Raw genomic sequence first — 20,958 nt, forward strand, 5'->3', positions numbered from 1 at the left:
ATTCTGTGTGAGAACTTCATCGTTCCTCCCGGAGACATAATTATGCAATAGTCTTTCTTATACCCCTGTTCCGAGGTTAGGATTCGTCGACGGACAGCGTCAAGCGGTTTCATAATTCCGGCATCCGCTTCAGCCCGGATTCAGCGGCCGACCGCCACACTGGAGGAATGCGGATCCTGGTAGTCGATGACGAGGTGCGCCTCGCCGACGGCGTACGGCGCGGACTGGAAGCAGAGGGCTTCGCGGTCGACGTCGCGCACAACGGGGTCGACGGACTCTGGCGGGCCCGCGAGACGCGGTACGACGCGATCGTGCTCGACCTGATGATGCCGGGCATGAGCGGCTGGAAGGTGTGCGAGGCGCTGCGCGCTGAGGAGAACTGGACGCCGGTGCTGATGCTGACCGCGAAGGATGGCGAGTGGGATCAGGTCGAGGCGCTCGAGACGGGGGCAGACGACTACGTCACGAAGCCGTTCTCGTTCGCGATCCTCGTCGCGCGGATCCGCGCCCTGGTCCGTCGCGGGGCCGTCGCGCGCCCGGCGATCCTCGAGGCCGGCGACCTGCGGCTCGACCCGGCTGCGCACCGCGTCTGGCGCGGCGAGACACCGATCTCGCTGACCGCGCGGGAGTTCTCGGTGCTCGAGTACCTGATGCGCCACCGCGGGCAGGTCATCTCCAAGCGCACTCTGATCGACGGCGTCTGGGACGACGACTTCGACGGCGACCCGAACATCGTCGAGGTGTACGTGGGGCATCTGCGGCGCAAGCTCGACAAGCCGTTCGGGCGCGAGGCGATCGAGACCATCCGCGGTGCCGGCTACCGGTTGGCGGCAGACGGTGGCTAGGGCTTCAGGGGCCACCCGCTGGTGGCGCTCCGTGCGCGGCAGGACGACGCTGGGCGCCACGCTCATCGTCGCTGTCGTGCTGGTGGTCGGAGCGATCTCCTTCTCCGCCGTGCTGACCAGCAGCGTCCATGGCGCTTCGCAGCAGGCGGCCGAGCAGCGCCTCGAAGAGCTCGGCGATCGCGACGGTGGACCGGGCGGCCCTGGCGCGGGCGGCCGCGACATCGAGTCGCTCGACGACGAGTTCGTGCAGATCCTCGGTCCCGACGGCACGGTGCGGGCCGCCAGCGAAGACGCGCGCGAAGCCCTCGGTGCGACCCCCCTCCCCGTCGACGACGACGCGCAGACCATGACGATCGACGGCGAGCCGATGCTCGTCGTCTCCGACGACCTCGAGGGCGATCAGACGCTCGTGCTCGCCGTGTCGGTCGAGGACGACACCGAGACTCTGGCGACCGTCTCGACGCTGCTGGCGGTGGCGGTTCCCCTCGTCGTGCTGCTGGTCGCGGCCACGACCTGGCTCGTGACGGGTCGCGCGCTGCGCCCCGTGACCCGCATCCGGCAGGAGGTCGACGGCATCACCGCCGAGCGCCTCCACCAGCGCCTGGCCGTGCCCGATTCCGCCGACGAGGTGGCCGCGCTCGCGTCGACCATGAACGGGATGCTCGACCGATTGGATGCCGCGGCGACGGCGCAGCGCCGCTTCGTGTCCGATGCGTCGCACGAGCTGCGCTCGCCCCTCGCCACGATCCGCCAGCACGCCGAGCTCGCGCAGGCGCACCCCGGGGTGACCAGCATCGGCGAACTCGCGGAGGTGGTCTCGGAGGAGGGCATCCGGCTGCAGGGGATCGTGGAGTCGCTGCTGCTGCTCGCCCGGCTCGACGAGGGCGTCACCCCGCACGATGAACCGGTGGACCTCGACGACGTGGCCCTCGGCGAAGTGCGGCGGCTGCGTGCCGCGGGTCTCGAGGTCGACGGTTCCGGCATCGCCGCCGCCCGCGTCTCGGGCGATCCGCGCCTGCTCGGCCAGCTGCTGCGCAATCTCGCCGACAACGCCGCCCGTCATGCCCGCGGACGCATCGCCATCGGCGTGACCCCGGCCGACCGCCACGTCTTCGTGACGATCGAGGACGACGGAGACGGCGTGCCCGCGGCGGAGCGGGAGCGGATCTTCGAGCGCTTCGTGCGCCTCGACGAAGCGCGCAGTCGCGATGCCGGCGGCAGCGGACTCGGCCTCGCGATCGCGCAGGGCATCGCCGCCGCCGAAGGCGGGACTGTCATCGTCGACGGCTCGCGCTGGGGCGGCGCCCGGTTCGTCGTCACGCTTCCGCTCGCTTCCTGAAGCGGTCTTCAGGACGCTTCAGGAAGGCTTCAGTGCCGGCGCGGGAGCATCGTCACATGGACGACAAGACACCCACCCCCGACCAGACTCCCGACCACGCCTCCGACCAGCCGACCGTGCCCGTCACCCCGGCGTCGGATGCCGCGCCCCAGGCTCCGGCCACGGCTGAGCCGTCGGTCGCCCAGCCGCAGGCATCCGCTCCCGCAGCAGCGAAGCCCGGTCGCAAGCGCGCCCTCCTGATCGGCGGCGGCATCGCCGCGGCCATCGTGCTCGCCGGTGGCGGAGTCGCAGTCGGCGCCGCGATCGGCGACGATCTCGGCGACGACGACGACCGCCCCTCGATGTCGGACGGACCCCGCCACGACGCCGAGGACCGCGGCGATGATCGCGGTGGCGACCAGGCCGGACCCCGCGACGACGACGGGGGACCTGCGAACGGACAGGGCCCCGCCACCGGCATCGGCAGCGACTCCGCCGACGAGCTCATCGACATCGCCGAGGCGGCGCGCGGCGCGGCCGAGGGCGACGTCACCTCGATCGACGCGAAGCGCGACGGAGCGTGGGAGGTGCAGCTCACCACCGCGTCGGGCGACGAGACCGAGGTCCGCGTCGACGAGAAGCTCGCGGCCACGGTCATCTCGAGCGAGAAGGCCGACGGCGACGACACCGGCCCCGCGCTCACCCTGGACGATGAGACCATCCGCTCGCTCGTGGCGGCCGCTCTCGCCGAGGCCGAGGGCCTGATCACCGATCTCGACGTCGACAGCGACGACGTCAGCCCCTACGACGCGTCGGTCCTCACCCAGGACAACCGCTCGATCGACATCGACTTCACCGCGGACTTCGCGGTGGTCGGCACCGACACCGACGACTGAGCCGTCTGGCCTTTCACAATGGAGCGCCCTTCCGTGAAGGCGCTTCTGGTGGACTGGCGGAGCAACCGTGTCGGGAGGGGTCCCGGGACGGTGGCTCCTCAGCCGCCCACCTTCATGGGGCGGCAGGTGGGTGGGGTCCCCTCACCCCACCCACCTCTCTCCCGCCGCACCACACGCCTGGCTAACATGGGCACCGTGCTCGACGACGACCGCCTCCGCGAGATGGCCGCGGAACTCTGCGAGGTCCGCGGTGTGCGCGCCGTCACGTTAGGCGGCAGCCGCGCTCGTGGAACGCACCGGCCGGACTCGGATGTCGATCTGGGACTGTACATCGACCCGGATGCCGATCTCGACGCGGTGGCCGCGGTGGCGAGCGGATGGACCGGACGACACGAGACCATCGCCGGCCGCGGCGGCTGGGGGCCCTGGGTCGAGGGCGGCGCCTGGCTCACCGTGGACCGCATCCCCGTCGATCTGATCCTCCGTGACGTCGGGCGCGTCACGGAGCAATGCGCCCGTGCTGCGCGGGGGGAATTCGCGTTCCATCCGCAGCCCGGTCATCCGCTCGGGTTCCTCGACGTCGCGTATGCCGGCGAGGTCGCCGGCTGCGTGCCGCTCTGCGACCCATCCGGTCTCCTCGCCGAACTGACCGACCGAGTGACGCCGTATCCCGAGGCCCTGCGCGACGCGTTCCTCGCCAACCTCTGGCAGGTCGACTTCCTGCTCGACGGCGCGGTCAAGGGCGCCAAGGGCAGCGATGTCGCCTACGTCACCCTCTGCGCGACGACCGTGACCATGCTCCTCGCCCACGGCTGGCACGCCGCGGCCGGCAGCTGGGTCACGACGGAGAAGGGCCTGGTCACCGGGGTCGCGCGCCTCGACATCGTCACGGGCGGCTTCAGCGATGCGGCGAGCGCGGCACTGGGAGCCATCGGCACCTCGACCGCGGAACTGCAGGCGACCATCGACGCCGTCCGGGCGTTGCCGCGCCCTGACCGATGATTAGGGATATCCCGGCGGCAGACGTCGGGTTTCCTGCGTTCCGGCGGCTCCGCGACCTCTCATAGAGTCCGAGACGCGTGCGGATCCGCGCGCGTCTTCCGACTCGAACCGAGGTCCTCATGACCGCGTCTCCTGCGCGCATCCGCTCCCCGCGATCGACCGTGGCCGAGGTCACGTGGTTCTTCACGATCGCCGTGCTGCTGTGCTTCGCGCTGTCGGTTCCGATGGTGTTCCGGCTCGTGCCGACCGATGTGAACAACCTCATCACTCCCCTTCTGCAGCTGACCCCGCTGCTCGCGGCGATCATCATGTGGCTCGTGCGGCGACCCGCGAGCTTCCGGGAGACGTTCGCCACGGGCTGGCGCGGCGCGGCCAGGTGGATCGCGATCGGCATCGGCATCATCGCCGGGATCGCGGCGATCCAGACGGCGGTCGCCCTGGCATCCGGGATCTGGCGGCTCAACCCGCTCGAGCAGATCGCCGCTGCGACGATCTGGGTGGTTCCGGTCCTGCTCATGCAGTCGATCTTCGCGATCGGCGAGGAGTTCGGCTGGCGCGGCTGGCTGGCCACGCGCGCCGCGTCGTGGGGCTTCTGGCCCCTGGCGCTCGCCAGCGGGCTGGTCTGGATCGTCTGGCACCTGCCGGTGCTGGCCGTGATCGGCGACCGACCGGTCGTCGACATCGTCATCTACTTCGCGGGCATGCTGCCGTGGGCGCCGCTGCTGCTCGCGCTCCGCTGGCGTTCGGGGAGCGTCTGGCCGGCGGTCCTGACCCACGGGGCGATCAACAGCATCCGCGTCTACCTGCTGCAGTCGGTGCCGAACGCCACGGATCACCTGCTCATCGAGGTGATCGGCTGGGTGCTCACGCTCGCCGTGGCAACCTGGCTGATGCGCCCAGGCAAGGCGGCGTTCGTGCGGCTTCCCGCGAAGGTCAGCTCGCGGGTGCGCTGACCTCGTTCCGGCGACGGCGGCGCTCGCTGACGATGAACACGATCAGCAGCACGAAGCCCGTGACGATCACGATGTACGTGCTCAGCGCGGGCAGGATGCTGAGCGGATTGCCGGCGGCCGGGTGCGCTCCGAACAGGAAGATCGAGGGATCCGTGCTCGCGTGCACGAGCATCGGCGCGATCAGGGTGCGGGTCACGCGCAGGATCAGGTACATGCAGATGCCGAACGCGAAGGTGTAGACGATCTGCAGGAGTGTGGTGCCGAGCCCCTGGTCGGACGTGAAGAGGTTCGTGAAGTGCAGGGCGGCGAAGATGCCTGCCGAGGCGAGGGCGACGGCGATCTCGCCATGGCCGCCCTTGCGCATCAGGTTGACGACGAACCCGCGCGTGACGAGCTCCTCGACGAGGCCGACGAACAGCCCCGCCAGCAGCCACGTGCCGACGAGCGGGATGCCTGCCTTCTCGTAGTCGATGCTGAGGAGCGCCGCGACGTTGATCACGAGCACCACGATCAGGGCGATCCACATCCAGCGGTGACCCCCCAGCCGCTGCCGCGCGAACAGCTCCCGGAGCCAGCCGACGGATGCCGCGAACGCGAACAGCAGAACGCTGGTGAGGATGATGGGCAGCGCCGTGCTGAAGAACACGTCCCCGGCGCTCCCCTTCTCGGCTCGGAGACCGCTCCCTTCGGGAACGGCGAGACCGAGGAGGAACCCGATCAGCTCATAGACGCCGAGATAGACCGCGGCGAGCAGAAGCGCCCGCCAGAAGCCGCCTCGGTTCCAGAACCGCTTCCATGCCGATGTCTGTGCTGCTGATGCCTGCTCGGTCATGATGCCCCCTCTGCGCCACCGGCTGTCGGTCGCTTCCCCGTCTGAAGCGACCCTCGGCGTTCTTGAGTCGATGATGACAGACGGTCTGGGTAGCGCGCACCCTACGCCGGGTTCGTGTCTCGCTCCGTCCTCTGCTCACTGAACGAGCGCCCAGCGGCGAACCTCCGGGTCCGACGGAGCTGGACGATCGTCACCGGCAGCACGGCGACGAAGCCGACCCCGAAAAGGACGACGAACCAGATCGGCATCGCATCACCGGGGTCGGCGAGGAATCGGAGAAGCTGTGTGCCCCCCAGAGTCACGAAGAGCAACACGAACCATGCCAGCTGGTAGGCCTGGGCGACCCAGGACAGAGACGCGAAGGGAGCGATCAGGTCCTCTTCCTCGGGTGACAGCGCGATCCTCTTGCCCCGTACGACGACCTTGCCGATCCGGTTCGCGCGGGTCAGGTCCCCGTCGAAGAGATCGCGGATCCGCCTGCTGAGTCGCAGCGCCACGAGCACGCAGGCGATGCCTCCGCCCATGACGGCGAAGAGCGGCGCGTAGCGGAGCACCAGGGGGAACTCGTCCGGGGAGAACGCGGCCAGGAGGGCGCTCATGACGGCAGCGGATCCGACGAGTGTGCTCACGACGGCGATGAGGATGGTCCGGAAGTCTCTGCGGAACTCGGCGCGTCCGTAGACGTAGGGCGCAGCCTCGACAGCGCGGCGGCGGTCTGCTCGACGCAGGAACGGCCCCACCCTGACCGCCACGGCCATGGCCGCCACTCCGACAGCCGTGAACAGCACCGTCAGCCACCAGGGCGCGCCCGTCAGCACGGTGTAGACGCACATCGCGACCGTCGACAGAACCTGGACCCCCGCCGTCACGAGAAGGAGCCGCCGATGATAGCGATGCGCTTCGGGCGACCCGGTCGTGTTCCAGAACGTGGACAGAGTGCCCAGCAGGAGCGGAGCCAGCAGGTATCCTCCGACAGCGATCCCGCTCAACAATGCCCAGTCCGCACCGTCCGGCGTGAGCAGCGCGACGAGGATGCCGGCGCCCGCGGTCAGCACGGCTGTGACCACGATCGCCACGATGAATATCACGATGTGCATTGCCGACCCCCAGTCGATGCCCCGGTGAAACTCTCGCACAGAGCACCTCGGCCTGGATAGCCGTGGCGACCGCGCTCCTCAGCTGCCGCCGTCCGGCAGACGACGGAACCGACGAGGGCGATGCGTGAAACCTACCGTGTCGTCACTGTCCCGCAGCCGCAGCCAGCCAGACGTAGCCGAACGGCTCGAGCACCAGTCCGTCGTGGCGCTGACCGCTGAGCAGATCCGTTCCGCTGAGGGTGTCCAGCGGCACGGTCTCATCGCTCACGTTCACGACCGCCACGACCTCGTCATCCGTGCCGGCCGCGCGGCGCACCACGAGCACGCGATCGTCGAGGAAGGCGATCTCCTGCGAGGCGAACGGCGAGAACGCCGGCCTCCCTCGCCGCACCGCGAGCATGGCGCGGACGCCCTCCAGCATTCCGGATCGCCGGCCGGGCTCCTGCAGTTCTTCGCTCAGGCGGTCGGCGTCGAGCACCTCGCGGTTGATGCGCCGCGCGATGTCACTGTCCTGCACGCCCTGGTGATCCTGCTGCGAGCCGAGCAGCGAGTGGTGGTAGATCGCCGGCACGCCGACGAGCGACAGCAGGATGGCGTGCGCGGCGAGCCCGCGGCGCACGGCGGAGGCATCCGGATCCGGGTCGGCCGGGTCGACGAGCGCCTCGAGGAAGTTGGTGTTGAGCTCGTAGACGCCCTCGCTGCCATCAGGACGTTTCGCCATCGACACCCGCCCACCCCGGGCGAGCGTCCGCTCGACGAGCAGCGCGCGATCGGCATCCGTCAGCAGCCCCTCCGTGGGGCGCAGCCCGATGCCGTCATGGCTGGCGAGGAAGTTGAACCAGGTGGCGGTCTCGCTGACGGGACCGACGCCGTTCGCCCAGGTGGCGAGGGCGGACGCCCTGCCCGTCACGAAGGCGTGCAGCACGAGCGGCGGGAGCGCGAACTGGTAGACCATGTGTGCTTCATCACTGCCGTCGCCGAAGTACGTGATGTTGTCGGCGTGCGGCACGTTGGTCTCGGTGAGCAGCAGCGTGCCCGGCGCCAGCTCATCCACGAGGACGCGCCAGATCCGGATGACGTCGTGGGTCTGCGGAAGATGGATGCAGGTGGTGCCCGACTGCTTCCACAGGTAGCCGATCGCGTCGAGGCGCACCGTCGTGGCGCCGTGCGCGAGGTACCCCAGCAGGATGTCGGTGAGGTCGAGCAGCACCGCCGGTGTGCTCGGGTCGACGTCGATCTGGTCGGGCCCGAAGGTCGTCCAGGCACGCGCCACGGTGCCGTCGGGACGCTCGTACTCGTGCACGAGCGGAGTCACCCGCGGACGGACGACATGGGAGACGTCGAAATCGGGGCCGGGATCGAGGAAGTACCCCGCATACCGCTCATCGCGAGCCAGCCAGGCCTGGAACCACGGCGACGAGCTGGAGATGTGGTTCGCGACGAAGTCGAGGGCGAGCGCGTACTCGTCGCGCAGGTCGGTGATGTCGTCCCAGGTGCCGAGCGCCGGATTCACCTGACGGTGGTCGACGACGCCGAACCCGTCATCCGAGGTCCACGGATAGATGGGCAGCAGGTGCACGTCGCTGATGACGTCGCCGATGTGCTCGCGCAGCACTCCCGCGAGCGTGTGCAGCGGGGTCTCCCCCGGCCGCCGGAACGAGTCGCCGTAGGTGATGAGGTACGCGGTGCCCTCGTCCGGTCCGACATGACCCGCGTCGTGTCGCGGTGCGGCCAGGCGTGCGCGCCAGGTCTCGGCGAGCTCGAGGAGCGCGGCGAGGACCTCCGCCGCGGCATCCGGGTAGAGCCGCTGAACGAGGGGCGCGAGGCGGTCTTCCAGACCGTTCTCCGGGGTCATACGGATGTCTCCTTCAAGAGCTGACCGACGAGTTCCCTGCCGCGCGCGTCGAGGCCGGCGAGGCGATCCGAGAAACCGCGGATGCCGGGGGCGGCGAGCACCACGTCGGCCCACTCCTCGCGGAGCGTGAACTCCGGGCGGGCGACGAGGCAGTCGGGGTCGTTGGTCCAGAAGCGCCCGTGCTGCCACACGCGCGCCTCGACGGACATCTGTCCGCGCAGACCCTGCGAGCCGTCTTCGCCGCCCTCGTGGAAGGTGTCGCCGGCGACGCGCATCGCGTCGACGAGTCCGACGCTGGGCAGGATCGGGGCGCCGCAGCCGAGCAGGAATGCATCGTCGCCGAGCACCTCGCGGATGAGCTCGAGCCCTGAGCGGTAGGCCGAGATCGGCGTGGCGTCTTCGTCGTGGCGCCGACCCGGCAGCGCGCCGGAGTAGAGGAAGTCGAGCTTGACGTAGTCGATGCCCAGGTCGCGGATGTCGGAGAAGACACGCGTCAGGTAGTCGCGCACGCCGGGGTGGGTGAGGTCGAGACCGCGCAGGTCATCGCCCCAGTTCTTCCCCGCGTCGCCGAGCACCCAATCCGGATGCTCGCGGGCGACGGACGAGTTCGCTCCCACCGAGAAGGGCGCCGCCCAGATGCCGGCACGGCGACCGCTGTCGAGGATCGCGCTCACGGCGTCGGGCAGCGAGCCGAAGCGCGGGTTGAGTGCGGTCCACTCGCCGGTGCCGAGGCTCCAGCCGTCGTCGATCTGCACCACGTCGACGTCGAGCCCCGCGGCGTCGATCGCGCGCACGTTCTCGAGCACGTCGGACGCGTGCACCTCTTCGAAGTACTGGTACCAGGTGCACCACACGCGCGGTGCGGCCCACCCGAAGCGCGCGCCGGATGCCGCGCCGAAGCGGTCTCCGAATTCGGCGAGTGCGTCCGCTCCGGTCGTTGAGTGAGCGAAGCGAGACGAAACGCCCCCGGCGTCGGCATCCGTCTCCACCACGACACGATCTCCGCGCCATGACGCACGGATGGTCGGCACCTCGCGACTCGCGTCGAGGGTCCCGAACACGCGGGCCTCGCTCCCGTCACCCGGATCGACGACGAGCAGCCCCTCGCCCTGCAGCGCGTCATCGGTGACGTCCACTCCCGGACGGAAGCGCATGGCGTGCTGCCACGGCTCAGCCGGACGATGGATCTCGTCGCCGCGCGCCGACCAGGTCGTCGGGCTCCAGCTCTGCCATCCCTCGGCGTACACCCGGGCCTCCGGCCCGACCGGGATCTCATCGAGGACGGTCACGCTGCTCCCCTCTTCTCTGCGGTCTTCCTCGAGTCGACGGCTGTCGTCAGTTCGAGGTCGGCCGGGTGCACCGGCATCCCGCCCTGCTCCGCCGACTCGACCGCCGCGATCGTCGTCCGCACCGTCGCGATGACGTGCGCGGCCGCGTTCTCCGGCTCGCGGTCCTCGGCGATCGCGCTCTGAAGCTCGCCCATCGCTCCCGCGAATCCGTCAGTGAACCACTGGCCTTCCAGCGCGAACTCGGTGCTCTCTCCGTCGCGGTCGAGCGTGAGCCGGTCGGAGCCGAGGAGCACGCTGCCGCGCAGGGTGCCCTCCGTCCCGTGGATCCAGAACGGGCAGCCGCCGGCATGGGTGGTGGCGCTGCCGACGATGCGGATCGACGCGCTGGCACCGGTCGACACGTCGATGCGCAGGTCTGCGCCCCACGGGTTGCGAGCCTCGTCCGGCTGGCCGGGAACGCGATGATCGGATGCCGCGACGGCCACGACCGACGACCCTTCCAGCCAGCAGCGCGTGATGTCGATCCAGTGCACGAGGTAGTCGTTCAGCAGCATGTGCGGCACAGCGTCGAAGGGCGTTCCGGCGAGCGGGGGCAGCGGCTTGTCGTGGAGGTGCGTGACACCGACGACCTTCCCGATGCGTCCCTCGCGGATCAGCAGGGTCGCGAGCCGCCAGGCCGGCGCCCAGCGGGCGTTCTGGTTCACGGCGACGCGGATGCCCTTCACTCGGGCGTCCGCGAGCACCTCGGCGAGACGCGGCAGCTCCGACGCATCGCTGATGAGGGGCTTCTGTGCGAGGACGTGCTTCCCCGCGGCGACGGCGGCGGCGATGAGCTCGACGCGGCCGGCGGTTCCGGTGGCCAGGTCGACGACCTCGACGCGCGGATCGGCCAGCAGGGCGTCGAGGGAGTCGTGCACGGTGTCGATGCCGAAGTCGGCGGCCAGGGCCTCCGCGTCGGCGACGGTGCGAGAGGTCACGGCGACGACCGGCACGCCCCACGCGCGGTACGCGGGGAGGTGCGCGGAGCGGGCGATGGCACCCGCTCCGACGAGACCGACACCGAGGCGTCGATCCGGAAAGGACGGACGGTACGAAGGGACGGCCGGGCTCACTGCACCCGCTCCGGCGCCGCGTCGAACCGCAGTACGGCCTGCAGGATCTCGGGATCGCCCTCGTCGAGGCGCGCGAAGACGCCCGCGACATCACCGGCCGCAACCACGTCCGACACGAGCGCGCCCGCGTCGACGTCGCCAGCGAACACGAGGCCCATGACCGTGCGCACGAGGCGCGCCTGGTTCCAGCGGCCGCCGAGCGAGACGGGCACGCCGGAGATCTGGCTGGCGACGATGCGCACGCGGTTGTGGTGGAACTCCTCGCCGAGGCGCAGGTTCGATGCTCCGCCCTGGTAGAAGCCGGATGCCGCGACCAGACCCTCCGTCACGACGCAGCGGATGGCCTCGTGCAGCGCGCGATCGGTGCCGGAGAGCTCGATCGCGCTGTCGGCGCCTCCACCCGTGAGCTCGCGGATCATCTCGCCCGCGCCGCCCTCCCGCAGGGCATCCACCGCGTGGACGGCCCCGAAGCTCGTCGCCATCGCGAGGCGGGTCGCCAGGGTGTCGATCGCGATGACCCGACCGCCCGAGAGCGATGCGAGTCGCGTGGCCAGGAGGCCGATGACGCCCTGCCCGAACACGGCGACCTGCTCGCCCAGCCGCACGTCGGCGGCGAGCACACCGTTCAGCGCGATGGCGCCGACGCGGGCGAACGTGCCGAGCACGGGGTCGACGCCGTCGGGCACGATCCGTCCGGCGACCGCGGCCGCCGGTACGACGGCGTCGCTGCGGTGGCCCCAGATGCCGTGCACGACCTCGCCGATGTGCACGTCGGTCACGTCATCGGCGACCTCGACGACCTGGCCGACCTCCGAGTAGCCCCAGCCGCTGACGGGGTAGCCGAAGCTCGGCTCGCCCGGCACGAACAGCCGCCGCTCGGTATCCCACGTCGAGGTGAGATACGGGTTGGTGCCTCGGTAGGCGGTGAGCTCGGTACCCGCGGAGATGCCGGAGTACCAGGTGGCGATCCGGACGCTGCCCGGTGCCAGAGGCTGCGCCTCGATCTCGACCAGCTCGACCTCGCGGACGGCGGAGAACTGCACGACGTGGGGCACGGGGTGTGCCTTCCTTCCAGAGTGGGCGGTTGCGGTCAGCCCTTCTCCGCACCGGCGGTGAGGCCCCCGACGAGGAGCCGCTCCGATGCGAAGAAGAGCAGGATGATGGGCAGGGTGAGGATGACGGATCCGGCCATGAGGACCGTCGTGGGCACCTCGATGCTTCCGGCCAGCTGCGACAGGCCGAGCGACACCGTCCAGGAATCGCGCTTCTCGACGAGGAAGAGCAGCGCGAAGAGGAACTCGTTCCACGCGATCATGAAGATGAACAGGCCGTTCGACACGATGGCGGGCATCGCGAGCGGGATGCTGATCTTGCGCATGATTTGGAACCGACTGGCCCCGTCGAGCGCCGCCGCCTCCTCCAGCGAGACCGGGATCGTCGCGAAGTAGTTGCGGAGCGTGTAGATCGACACCGCCGCCACCTGCGAGACATACACGATCAGCAGCCCCACGAGCGAGCCGCGGAGCCCGATCTGCGTGAAGAACACGAAGAGCGGAACGGCCAGCAGGATCGCCGGGAAGAAGTAGACCGCGAGGAAGAGCCCCGAGATCTGACGACGGCCGAAGAACGCCAGCCGGCTCACCGCGTACGACCCCGGGATCGAGACGAGCAGCGTGAGCACCACCGTCGCCAGCGCGACCAGCAGCGAGTTGCGCATGAAGACGATGAAGCCCTGGCCACCGGCATCCACCGGCGCGAGCACGTCGAGATACGTCGAGAAGTCGAGCTCCTCGATCGTGATCCACAGCGCGCCGGGGTTCTGCAGCAGCGAGTCGAGCGAGCGGAAGCTCAGCAGCACCATGTAGTAGAACGGCACGACGGCGACGAGCACCAGCAGTACGATCACGATCGGACGCAGAACGCGGAACAGGCCGTTCTCGAAGTTGTCGCGGGTCAGGCGGCGGCGCGGCGAGCGGGTCGTGGTCTGCGCGCTCATGCCTGCTCCTCCTGCTTGCCGAAGAACTTCAGGTAGATGCCGACGAGCACGGCGAGGATCGCGGCCAGTACAAGAGCCTGGGCGGCGGCGGCACCGATGTCGCCGCGCGCGGTGAGCAGGTCGAAGACCCGGACCGACACGACCTCGGTGCCGGCACCTCCGCCGGTGAGCAGGTAGATGTCGTCGAAGTTGTTGAACGTCCAGATGAAGCGCAGCACGCACAGGACGGCGATCGTCGGCAGCAGCTGCGGCAGCAGGATGTGACGGAAGCGCTGCGTGGGCGTCGCGCCGTCGACGCGCGCGGCCTCGTCGAGCACGCCGGGCACGGCCTCGAGGCGGGCGGTCAGGAACAGGAAGGCGAAGGGGAACGAGCGCCAGGCCTCGAACAGGATGACGGTGATGAGCGCGATGGGCAGGTCCACCTGCCATCCGAAGATGTTCACCGGCAGGGCACGGTCCGAGAGGAAGGCGACCGGGTCCTCCCAGCCGAGCACGTTCTGGCCGAACCAGTTCACGATGCCGAACTGCGGGTTGAGCATCGTGGACCACACGAACGTCGCAGCCACGACCGGGGCGACGTACGGCAGGAGGAGCGACGCGCGGATCAGCCCGCGGCCCCGGAACGGCTTGCGCAGGGCGACTGCGGCGATGAGCCCGATCCCGATCGCGAGCCCCGTGCCGCACACGGAGTAGACGATCGTGGTCCAGAGCGCACTGAAGAAGCCTGGTGATGTCAGCACGTCGACGAAGTTGTCGAGCGTGTACTCGCCGATGATCCCGGTGCCGCGGATGTTGATCAGCCGCACATCCTGGAACGCGAGCGAGATCGCCCAGATGATCGGCAGCACCACGGCGACGAGGATGATGATGAACGTCGGCGAGATGAGCAGGAGACCCGTGCGGTTCTCCTCGCGGTTGTGCCGCGAGCGCCGGCGCGGCTTGGTGCCGCTCGACGGCTTCGGCGGGGTGGCGCCGGGACCGGGGCGCGCGGCCCCGGTCCCGGATCCGTTCTCGATGGTGGTCACTTGAGCGACTCGGCGATCGAGCGCACCGCCTCGGCGGCAGTCGCGGCGGCCTCGGCCGGGTCTCCACCCTGGGCCACATCGCTGACGGCGGTCGAGACGGGGAGCTCGCCCTGCAGAGCGCCGAGCAGACTGCCCTGACCCTGGGTGATGCCCCAGCGTGCCAGATCCTGCGGGCCCGCGGCCACGGCCTCGAGCACCTCGGGAGCGTAGAAGTCCGACAGCGGAGCCTTGGTGTCGACGCCGGCCGGCAGGGTCGCCCACAGGTCGGAGAACTTCGTCGGCTCGTCGGCGGTGCCGGTGCGCACGGGCACCTTGCCCTCGGGAGCGATCGCGATCCACGGCTCGTAGCCGTCGCTCATCATGTACTCGATGAACGACTGCGAGGACTCGGCGTTCGCACCCTCGGTGATGGTCCACGAGGTGATCTCACCGAACTGCGCCGCGGCGTCGCCGTCAGGTCCGGCGATGGAGGTCACGACGCCGGTGTTCTTCGCCAGGAAGGCGGGGTCGGCGACGCACTCGGCGCACGACGGCTTGGCGTCTTCACGCAGCCCGGCCATCTCGTCGAGGACGAAGCTCGACCAGATGAACATGGCGGCTCCGCCGGCGAAGTAGGTCGCACGAGTGGTGTCGACATCCTGCGCTCCGGGCACGGAGTAGTTCTCGGTGAGGTCGCCGTAGAACTCGAACGCGCTGACGCAGGCGTCGGAGTCGAGCTCGACGTCGCCGTCCTTGTTCACGAGCTCGCAGCCGTTGCCGAGCGCGATCTGCTCGAACGTCTGCTCGGTGAAGGCGTCGCCCGGCGCCGTGGCGCCGACGAATCCGGCGACGTCGTCCGAGTCGAGCTCCTTCGCGGCGGCGAGGATCGACTCGTACGAGTCCGGGGCGTCGAGACCGGCCGCCTCGAAGAGGTCGGTGCGGTAGAAGAGCATCTGCGTCCACGACTCGCTCGGCACGGCGAGCGCCGTGTCGCCGTCAGACGTCAGCGTGAGGGCGTTCTCAGAGAACGTCGAGGGGTCGAGGGCGTCGATCGTCGCAGCCACGGCATCCGTGTCGACGAACTCGTTGGCCGAGAGGCTCCGCACCTGCGGGAGCGAGATGCCGCCGATCACGTCGGGCAGATCGCCCGCCGCCGCGGATGAGGTCAGGAGCTGCGCGAACTGGTCTTCGGCGACCGACACGAGTTCGACGTCGATCCCGGTCTTCTCGGTGAACGCGTCGACGATCTCCTGGGTCGCGGCCACTCGGTCGGGCAGATCCTCCTGCAGCCAGAAGGTGATGCTGTCGCCTCCGTCGCCACCGCCTTCGTCGCCGGAGCTGGTGCATCCGGTGAGGGCGAGCGCGGTCAGGCCGACCACGGCCATTGCTGCTGCTGTCGCACGGGTCTTCACTATGCGCCTCCTTGCGCTGAGTTCCTGCAGGTCTTCTCGGGGCTCGGTCGGGATGTCACGACCATTAAGACTAAAAGCTATACATAACTCGCCTAGCCGTCAAGCATTATGCTGAGAACGACCCCCATGGAGGTGGAGATGTCCGGTCCCGGCGATGTGCTCGAGCTGATCCGCGAGCGTCGCGCCTTCACGCGCGGCGACGTGCTCGAGGTCACCGGATTGTCGCGGATGACGGTCGCCACGCGCATCGACGCGCTGCTCGATGCCCGGCTGATCGTCGAATCCGGCACGGAGAAGGTGTCCGCCGGCCGACCCTCCCGCAAGCTGGAGTTCAACACCGCGCACGCGCACGTGATCGCCGCGAGCGTCGACACCACGCACACGACCGTCGCCCTCACCGACCTCGCCGGTCGCATCATCGTCGAGGAACGCGTCGAGGTCGCCGTCGCCGACGGCCCCGACCTGACGCTCAACGCCATCGCCGAACGCGCGGCCCACCTGCTCGAGCGCGCCGGGATCGCTCGAGAGAACGTCGCCGCGATCGCCCTCAGCATCCCCGGGCCCGTCGACCCCGACACCGACCGGCCGAGCCAGCCGCCGATCATGCCCGGGTGGGATGCGTACCCGATCCCCGATCATCTGAACGGCGCTCTCGGGGTTCCGGTGCTCGTCTCGAACGACGCGGATGCCGCCGCCCTCGGCGAGCAGCGCGCCGCGCATCCGAACTCCCGCTCGCTCTGCTTCCTCAAGGTGTCGTCCGGAATCGGTACCGGAATCGTGCTCGGCGGACGCGTGTATCGCGGCGCCGACGGCGGTGCCGGCGACATCGGCCACGTGAAGATCGCCGGGCACGGCGACCTGCTGTGCCAGTGCGGCGCGCGCGGATGCCTCGCCGCGGCGGCATCCGGTCGCGCCGTCGCCCGCTCGCTCACCGCTCTCGGGAAGCCGGCCGCCTCCGCCTCCGACGTCGGGGCGTACCTCGCGGAGGGCGACCCGGATGCCGCGAACCTCACACAGGAGGCGGGGCGCCTGATCGGCGAGGTCGTCGCCACCGTGGTGTCGCTCCTCAACCCGGCCGAGGTCGTGCTCGGCGGGATGCTCGCCTCCCCGCCGCTGCTGGCCGGCGTGCGCGAGACGCTGTACCCGCGCTCCCTCCCCCGGGCGACCCGCCACCTCAGCATCAGCCAGTCGACGCTCGGCGAGAAGGCGACCGTGATGGGACTCGCTGCGATGGTCGTCGAGCGCGAGTACTCGGTCTCCGCGGTGAACGCGGCGCTCGGTCGATCCTGATCGCCGGCCCGGCGGCTACGATTCAGGGATGACGAACACGGATCCGGTCGACGACATCTCCATCGGCGGCGACATGATCCGGCTCGGGCAGTTCCTGAAGTTCTCCGGCCTGCTCGACTCCGGCGGCGACGCCAAGGAGGTCGTGATCGACGGCTACGTGACCGTCAACGGCGAGGTTGATCGCCGCCGCGGACGACAGCTCCACGACGGTGACCTGGTGACCTTCGAGGGACGCACGGTGCGCGTGCGGCCCTGACGGGAATCACGTCGTGACACCTGATTTCCTACCGCGCGATCGGACCGATATTCTCGTGGGCTGAGCCGTTCCTGAATCGAACATACGTTCTAAACTGGGGTCATGGCTCAGCAGTGCACGGATTTCGACCTCGATCTCGAGGAGCGTTGTCGTGTGTTGGATGCGTGGGTGGAGAAGAAGCGTCAGGCCGCGGTTCTCGAGTGTGAGGCGATGGACCTGCTCGGTGAGCGGTTCGCGATTCACGAGCGGGATGTCGTGGGGAATGGGTTTCATCGGGATGCGATGTACCGGTCGATGGTCGCGGAGTTCTCCGCTGCGGGCCGGATCCCGTCGGGGTCGATCGAGTACGCGTTCGCCGATGCCCGCACGGTGAGCGAGGACCTGCCCGCGGTGCGTGACGCGTTCGCGGTGGGGCGGGTCAGTGCCGGGCATGTGCGGGAGATCTGCCGTGCGAGTGCGGTTGTCGCGGAGGCGATCCGTAACAGGCGAGTGGATGCCGACGTGATGGGGGTGTATGAGGCGGCGGTGCTAGTTTTCGCGGAGAGGGAGACCGCGGCACGCACCGCGGCGCATGCGAAGCAGGTTGCGGCGGCGTTGGCCGGTGAGACGGTGGCGGAGCGGCACAAGCGTGCGGCCGGGGAGCGGGGTGTGAAGGTGCGGTCCGTCGGGGACGGGTTGGCGTTGTTGACCGCGGTGCTCCCGGAATGGGTGGCGGTCGCGATCGCGGACCGGCTGGCGCAGATGACGAAACAGGTCGTCCGGAACCGTGATCGGGAGTCTGCTGCCGCGGGAGACGACGAGCCCCGCACCGACGCGAACAGGAACGCCTCGACCTCGACCTCGACCTCGACCAAGACCGACGCCAACGCGGCGACCGCGGCCGATGAGGGCAAGATCTTCAGCGACGACACGTTCGCCACCGACCCCGACACCGACAGCGCAGATGCCTCGGATGTGGTGACGGATACCCGCACGTGGGATCAGGTGCAGGCGGATCTGTTCGCGGACCTGCTGCTCGCTGCCGACCCGAGCACCGTCCACGGGACCGGGCTGGACAACATCCAGGGCCGCATCCAGGTCACCGTCGCCGGCACCACTCTCGCCGGGGCTGACGACCGCCCCGCCGACCTCGACGGACACGGCCCCCTCCACCCCGACATCGCCCGACTCCTCGCCGGACGAAATACCGGCTGGTCACGCCTCCTCCTCGACCGGTTCGGGATGGTCACCCAGACCGACACCTACACCCCGACCGCGCAGATGCGCCGGCACCTCCGCGCCCGCGATCAACACTGCCGATTCCCCGGCTGCCGCACACCCGTGCACAGGTGCGACATCGACCACAACCACGACCACGCCCGAGGCGGCAAGACCCGGATCGACAACCTCGCCCACTTCTGCCGCGCCCACCACACCCTCAAACACCCCGACATCCCCGACACCCACCGATGGACCGCCACCCAAGAACCCGACGGCACCATCACCTGGCACAGCCCCCTCGGCCGCGACTACACCGACCACCCCACCCACCGCGTCATGTTCATCTGACGCGTGATGTCGCCTGACCTCGCCTCACCAGCCCAGCAGCGCGAGCACGCCGGTGGCCGCCGCCGCGACGGCACCGGTCCACAGGACGATCGCGATGATCTGCCAGAGGATGACCCATTCCTTGCGCACGCCGGAGGCGACGAAGAACGCAGCCGTGAGCATGGTGGGCAGCGCGATCGGCGCGAGGATGCTCGCGCCGGGCACACCGAATCGCACCAGCCAGCCCCGCAGCTTCGCCCGCCCCTTCGAGCGGCGATTCGTCGGCGCGTCGGCATCCTCCTCGGCGACCGTGGTCGCGGTCGCGGTCGCGCTCGCGGACGAGTCCACGAGGCCCGATCCACCGGCCCCGACGTTCGTCGCTTCGACCTTCTGCGCTTCCGCCCGTGCCGCGCGGCGTGCGACCACGCCGCCGCGGATGCGCGAACCGAGCAGGACGACCGCGATCACGCACAGGATGTTCCCTGTCGCGGCGGCGACGGCCGCGACGATCGGGTTGATGCCGGCGATGATGCCGAACGCTGCGGCACCCTCGCCCTCGATGTAGGGGATGGCCGCGACGAGCGCCACCATCACCGGCTGGAGGAACTCAGGAACCTGGTTGATGAAGTCCTGCAGCCAAGGGTACGGATTGTCCATGTCTCTTCTCATCTCGAAAGTCGGATGAGAAGCAGTCAAACCCGTGTTCTCACCACAGGGTCAAGCGCGAGCCGGTTCACACCCCGCCCCTTGACCCTGTTCCGGGAACAGGGTCTTGAATGGATGCGAGAGGCGACGAGAGGAGCTGAGAGCAGATGGCATGGAGCACGCGTGAACTGGCAGATCTCGCCGGCACGACCGTGAACACTGTGCGGCACTACCACCGCGCAGGACTGCTCGAGCAGCCCGAACGGATGTCGAACGGGTACAAGCAGTACCGCGCACGGCACCTGGTGCGGCTGCTGCAGATCCGTCGACTCCGCGACCTCGGGGTGCCGCTCGCGCAGATCGAGGCGGTCGGAGTCACGAACGGGGCGGATGCCGCGCAGGCCGCGCAGGCGCTCCTGGCGATCGACGCCGACCTCGCCGCGAGCATCGAACGCCTCCAGCGGGCGCGGGCCGAGATCCGCGCGATCCTGGAGGGCGGGACCGCGACCGACGTTCCGGCCGGCTTCGAGGGCGTTGCGGCCACCATGTCCGACGCGGATCGGTCGCTCATGCTCATCTACGAACAGCTCTACGACGAATCGGCGATGACCGACCTCAAGCAGATGGTGCAGGCCGAGCCCGATGATGCGAGCGTCGAGTTCGATGCGCTCCCGCCCGACGCCGACGACGCCACGCGACAGCGTCTCGCCGAGGCGATGGCCCCGCAGCTCGTCCAGCACCTCTCCGACTTCCCCTGGCTGCTGCAGCCGGCCGAGCACCTGTCGAAGAGTGAGCGCGTGACGCAGGAGACCTTCGTTGAGACATACACCGAGCTCTACAACGAGTCGCAGCTGAACGTGCTCGTCCGCGCGAGCGCGCTGGCCGCCGAGATCATGGCTGCGGATGCCGCAGCAGACGATGAAGGAGAAACCCATGTCGGATGACCTCGCACGCATGTCGGACGAGCCGCTGCTGGTCGAAGACACGCTGCTGCTGCTCTTCCAGCCCGATTCCGGATCGATCGCGGGAGAGAACATCCTCTTCTACGTGCTCGGCGGTGCGGTTCTCACCGACCTCGCTCTCGCCGGGCGCACCGAGGCGCAGGAGCACACCCTGTCGACGCGGGTCGAGGCGACCGGCGAGGGCCCGCTTCCGGACGCACTGCTCGACCCGGCCTGGGCGTTCCTGTCGCAGAAACCGCGCGACGTGCAGACCGCCCTCGCCGCGATCGGCCCCGAGCTGCGTGGTCCCGTGCTCGATCGACTCGTCGCTCGCGGCGACCTGAACCGCCAGAAGGGCAAGACGCTCGGCATCTTCCCGTCGACCAAGCTCACGCTGGGGAGCACGCGACGGGCCGCACTGATGGAGCGTGTGCGTGCTGCCCTGATCGACGGCGAGACGCCCGACGCCCGCACCGGGGCGAGCATCGCGCTCCTCTCCGCGAGCGGCACGCTTCCGCAGTTCCACAAGGAGATCCCCTGGAGCGGTGACGTCTACACCCGCGGCAAGGAACTCGAGCGCAGCGATTGGGGCGCCGCCGCGGCCTCCGCCGCCGTCACCCGCACGATGAGCGCGATCATCGTCAACGCGGTGATCGCAGCCACGGTGCTGCCGCGAGGCTGAGCACCG

Annotated in this window: 20 protein-coding genes; 10 read left to right on the plus strand and 10 right to left on the minus strand. The window is 69.5% G+C overall.

The window, feature by feature from the left end:
* Window positions 1-167: 167 nt before the first annotated feature.
* The 5 genes from LC452_RS05695 to LC452_RS05715 all read left to right on the plus strand — a co-directional run bounded on the left by LC452_RS05695 (window position 168) and on the right by LC452_RS05715 (window position 5,014).
* Window positions 168-845 carry a response regulator transcription factor gene (locus tag LC452_RS05695; RefSeq protein ID WP_223623085.1) on the plus strand — a complete coding sequence of 226 codons (678 nt, stop codon included), beginning with the start codon at window positions 168-170 and terminating at the stop codon, window positions 843-845.
* Window positions 838-2,184 (plus strand): HAMP domain-containing sensor histidine kinase, encoded by a 1,347-nt coding sequence (locus LC452_RS05700; protein ID WP_223623086.1) that lies wholly within the window; start codon window positions 838-840, stop codon window positions 2,182-2,184. The genes LC452_RS05695 and LC452_RS05700 overlap by 8 nt, the downstream gene beginning before the upstream one ends.
* 56 nt (window positions 2,185-2,240) lie before the next feature.
* Window positions 2,241-3,059, plus strand: coding sequence for a hypothetical protein (locus LC452_RS05705; protein WP_223623087.1), 819 nt, complete (start codon window positions 2,241-2,243; stop codon window positions 3,057-3,059).
* A gap of 186 nt (window positions 3,060-3,245) precedes the next feature.
* The gene (locus tag LC452_RS05710; protein ID WP_223623088.1) at window positions 3,246-4,061 is read left to right on the plus strand and encodes a nucleotidyltransferase family protein; all 816 of its coding nucleotides are present in this window, start codon (window positions 3,246-3,248) and stop codon (window positions 4,059-4,061) included.
* Window positions 4,062-4,180: 119 nt separating this feature from the next.
* On the plus strand, window positions 4,181-5,014 hold the full coding sequence (locus tag LC452_RS05715) for a CPBP family intramembrane glutamic endopeptidase (protein ID WP_223623089.1): 834 nt from the start codon (window positions 4,181-4,183) through the stop codon (window positions 5,012-5,014).
* Here the strand turns inward: LC452_RS05715 and LC452_RS05720 are convergent.
* The 9 genes from LC452_RS05720 to LC452_RS05760 all read right to left on the minus strand — a co-directional run bounded on the left by LC452_RS05720 (window position 4,995) and on the right by LC452_RS05760 (window position 15,611).
* Window positions 4,995-5,846 (minus strand): CPBP family intramembrane glutamic endopeptidase, encoded by an 852-nt coding sequence (locus tag LC452_RS05720; RefSeq protein ID WP_223623090.1) that lies wholly within the window; start codon window positions 5,844-5,846, stop codon window positions 4,995-4,997. The two genes, LC452_RS05715 and LC452_RS05720, sit on opposite strands and share 20 nt — an antisense overlap.
* A gap of 101 nt (window positions 5,847-5,947) precedes the next feature.
* The gene (locus LC452_RS05725; RefSeq protein WP_223623091.1) at window positions 5,948-6,943 is read right to left on the minus strand and encodes a hypothetical protein; all 996 of its coding nucleotides are present in this window, start codon (window positions 6,941-6,943) and stop codon (window positions 5,948-5,950) included.
* A 142-nt stretch (window positions 6,944-7,085) separates the two neighbouring features.
* Window positions 7,086-8,798 (minus strand): sugar phosphorylase, encoded by a 1,713-nt coding sequence (locus LC452_RS05730; RefSeq protein ID WP_223623093.1) that lies wholly within the window; start codon window positions 8,796-8,798, stop codon window positions 7,086-7,088.
* Entirely contained in the window at window positions 8,795-10,087 is a 1,293-nt protein-coding gene (locus tag LC452_RS05735) for a glycoside hydrolase family 36 protein (RefSeq protein ID WP_223623094.1), read from the minus strand. Before LC452_RS05735 ends, LC452_RS05730 begins: the two co-directional genes overlap by 4 nt.
* Complete coding sequence (locus LC452_RS05740) at window positions 10,084-11,199, minus strand: Gfo/Idh/MocA family protein (protein WP_223623097.1); 1,116 nt, start codon at window positions 11,197-11,199, stop codon at window positions 10,084-10,086. Before LC452_RS05740 ends, LC452_RS05735 begins: the two co-directional genes overlap by 4 nt.
* Window positions 11,196-12,254: a zinc-binding alcohol dehydrogenase gene (locus LC452_RS05745; protein WP_223623099.1), complete on the minus strand. Its 1,059-nt coding sequence runs from the start codon at window positions 12,252-12,254 to the stop codon at window positions 11,196-11,198. The genes LC452_RS05740 and LC452_RS05745 overlap by 4 nt, the downstream gene beginning before the upstream one ends.
* Before the next feature lie 35 nt (window positions 12,255-12,289).
* A complete protein-coding gene (locus tag LC452_RS05750) occupies window positions 12,290-13,195 on the minus strand; it encodes a carbohydrate ABC transporter permease (protein WP_223623101.1) in 906 nt (301 codons plus the stop codon).
* Entirely contained in the window at window positions 13,192-14,220 is a 1,029-nt protein-coding gene (locus LC452_RS05755; RefSeq protein ID WP_223623102.1) for a carbohydrate ABC transporter permease, read from the minus strand. Before LC452_RS05755 ends, LC452_RS05750 begins: the two co-directional genes overlap by 4 nt.
* Window positions 14,217-15,611 (minus strand): ABC transporter substrate-binding protein, encoded by a 1,395-nt coding sequence (locus LC452_RS05760; protein WP_223623105.1) that lies wholly within the window; start codon window positions 15,609-15,611, stop codon window positions 14,217-14,219. Before LC452_RS05760 ends, LC452_RS05755 begins: the two co-directional genes overlap by 4 nt.
* A gap of 138 nt (window positions 15,612-15,749) precedes the next feature.
* Between LC452_RS05760 and LC452_RS05765 the strand changes: the two genes are divergently transcribed.
* The 3 genes from LC452_RS05765 to LC452_RS05775 all read left to right on the plus strand — a co-directional run bounded on the left by LC452_RS05765 (window position 15,750) and on the right by LC452_RS05775 (window position 18,705).
* Window positions 15,750-16,901 carry an ROK family protein gene (locus tag LC452_RS05765; protein ID WP_223623107.1) on the plus strand — a complete coding sequence of 384 codons (1,152 nt, stop codon included), beginning with the start codon at window positions 15,750-15,752 and terminating at the stop codon, window positions 16,899-16,901.
* Window positions 16,902-16,929: 28 nt separating this feature from the next.
* Window positions 16,930-17,157 carry an RNA-binding S4 domain-containing protein gene (locus LC452_RS05770; RefSeq protein ID WP_223623109.1) on the plus strand — a complete coding sequence of 76 codons (228 nt, stop codon included), beginning with the start codon at window positions 16,930-16,932 and terminating at the stop codon, window positions 17,155-17,157.
* Between the two features lie 102 nt (window positions 17,158-17,259).
* A complete protein-coding gene (locus tag LC452_RS05775; RefSeq protein WP_223623111.1) occupies window positions 17,260-18,705 on the plus strand; it encodes an HNH endonuclease signature motif containing protein in 1,446 nt (481 codons plus the stop codon).
* Between the two features lie 24 nt (window positions 18,706-18,729).
* On the opposite strand, the gene LC452_RS05780 is transcribed toward LC452_RS05775, so the two are convergent.
* A complete protein-coding gene (locus LC452_RS05780) occupies window positions 18,730-19,341 on the minus strand; it encodes a small multidrug efflux protein (protein ID WP_223623113.1) in 612 nt (203 codons plus the stop codon).
* Between the two features lie 155 nt (window positions 19,342-19,496).
* Between LC452_RS05780 and LC452_RS05785 the strand changes: the two genes are divergently transcribed.
* Both LC452_RS05785 and LC452_RS05790 read left to right on the plus strand, forming a co-directional pair.
* A complete protein-coding gene (locus tag LC452_RS05785) occupies window positions 19,497-20,273 on the plus strand; it encodes a MerR family transcriptional regulator (RefSeq protein WP_223623115.1) in 777 nt (258 codons plus the stop codon).
* Complete coding sequence (locus tag LC452_RS05790; protein WP_223623116.1) at window positions 20,263-20,952, plus strand: GPP34 family phosphoprotein; 690 nt, start codon at window positions 20,263-20,265, stop codon at window positions 20,950-20,952. The genes LC452_RS05785 and LC452_RS05790 overlap by 11 nt, the downstream gene beginning before the upstream one ends.
* Window positions 20,953-20,958 lie beyond the last annotated feature (6 nt).

The sequence above is a fragment of the Microbacterium sp. EST19A genome (assembly GCF_019969685.1).
Lineage (GTDB): Bacteria > Actinomycetota > Actinomycetes > Actinomycetales > Microbacteriaceae > Microbacterium.

Coding starts and splice junctions, on each gene's coding strand:
- LC452_RS05705 (WP_223623087.1), top strand. CDS start 2,241: ATGGACGACAAGACACCCACCCCCGACCAGACTCCCGACCACGCCTCC.
- LC452_RS05785 (WP_223623115.1), top strand. CDS start 19,497: ATGGCATGGAGCACGCGTGAACTGGCAGATCTCGCCGGCACGACCGTG.
- LC452_RS05775 (WP_223623111.1), top strand. CDS start 17,260: ATGGCTCAGCAGTGCACGGATTTCGACCTCGATCTCGAGGAGCGTTGT.
- LC452_RS05715 (WP_223623089.1), top strand. CDS start 4,181: ATGACCGCGTCTCCTGCGCGCATCCGCTCCCCGCGATCGACCGTGGCC.
- LC452_RS05725 (WP_223623091.1), bottom strand. CDS start 6,943: ATGCACATCGTGATATTCATCGTGGCGATCGTGGTCACAGCCGTGCTG.
- LC452_RS05710 (WP_223623088.1), top strand. CDS start 3,246: ATGGGCACCGTGCTCGACGACGACCGCCTCCGCGAGATGGCCGCGGAA.
- LC452_RS05770 (WP_223623109.1), top strand. CDS start 16,930: ATGACGAACACGGATCCGGTCGACGACATCTCCATCGGCGGCGACATG.
- LC452_RS05695 (WP_223623085.1), top strand. CDS start 168: ATGCGGATCCTGGTAGTCGATGACGAGGTGCGCCTCGCCGACGGCGTA.
- LC452_RS05765 (WP_223623107.1), top strand. CDS start 15,750: ATGTCCGGTCCCGGCGATGTGCTCGAGCTGATCCGCGAGCGTCGCGCC.
- LC452_RS05720 (WP_223623090.1), bottom strand. CDS start 5,846: ATGACCGAGCAGGCATCAGCAGCACAGACATCGGCATGGAAGCGGTTC.
- LC452_RS05790 (WP_223623116.1), top strand. CDS start 20,263: ATGTCGGATGACCTCGCACGCATGTCGGACGAGCCGCTGCTGGTCGAA.
- LC452_RS05750 (WP_223623101.1), bottom strand. CDS start 13,195: ATGAGCGCGCAGACCACGACCCGCTCGCCGCGCCGCCGCCTGACCCGC.
- LC452_RS05730 (WP_223623093.1), bottom strand. CDS start 8,798: ATGACCCCGGAGAACGGTCTGGAAGACCGCCTCGCGCCCCTCGTTCAG.
- LC452_RS05780 (WP_223623113.1), bottom strand. CDS start 19,341: ATGGACAATCCGTACCCTTGGCTGCAGGACTTCATCAACCAGGTTCCT.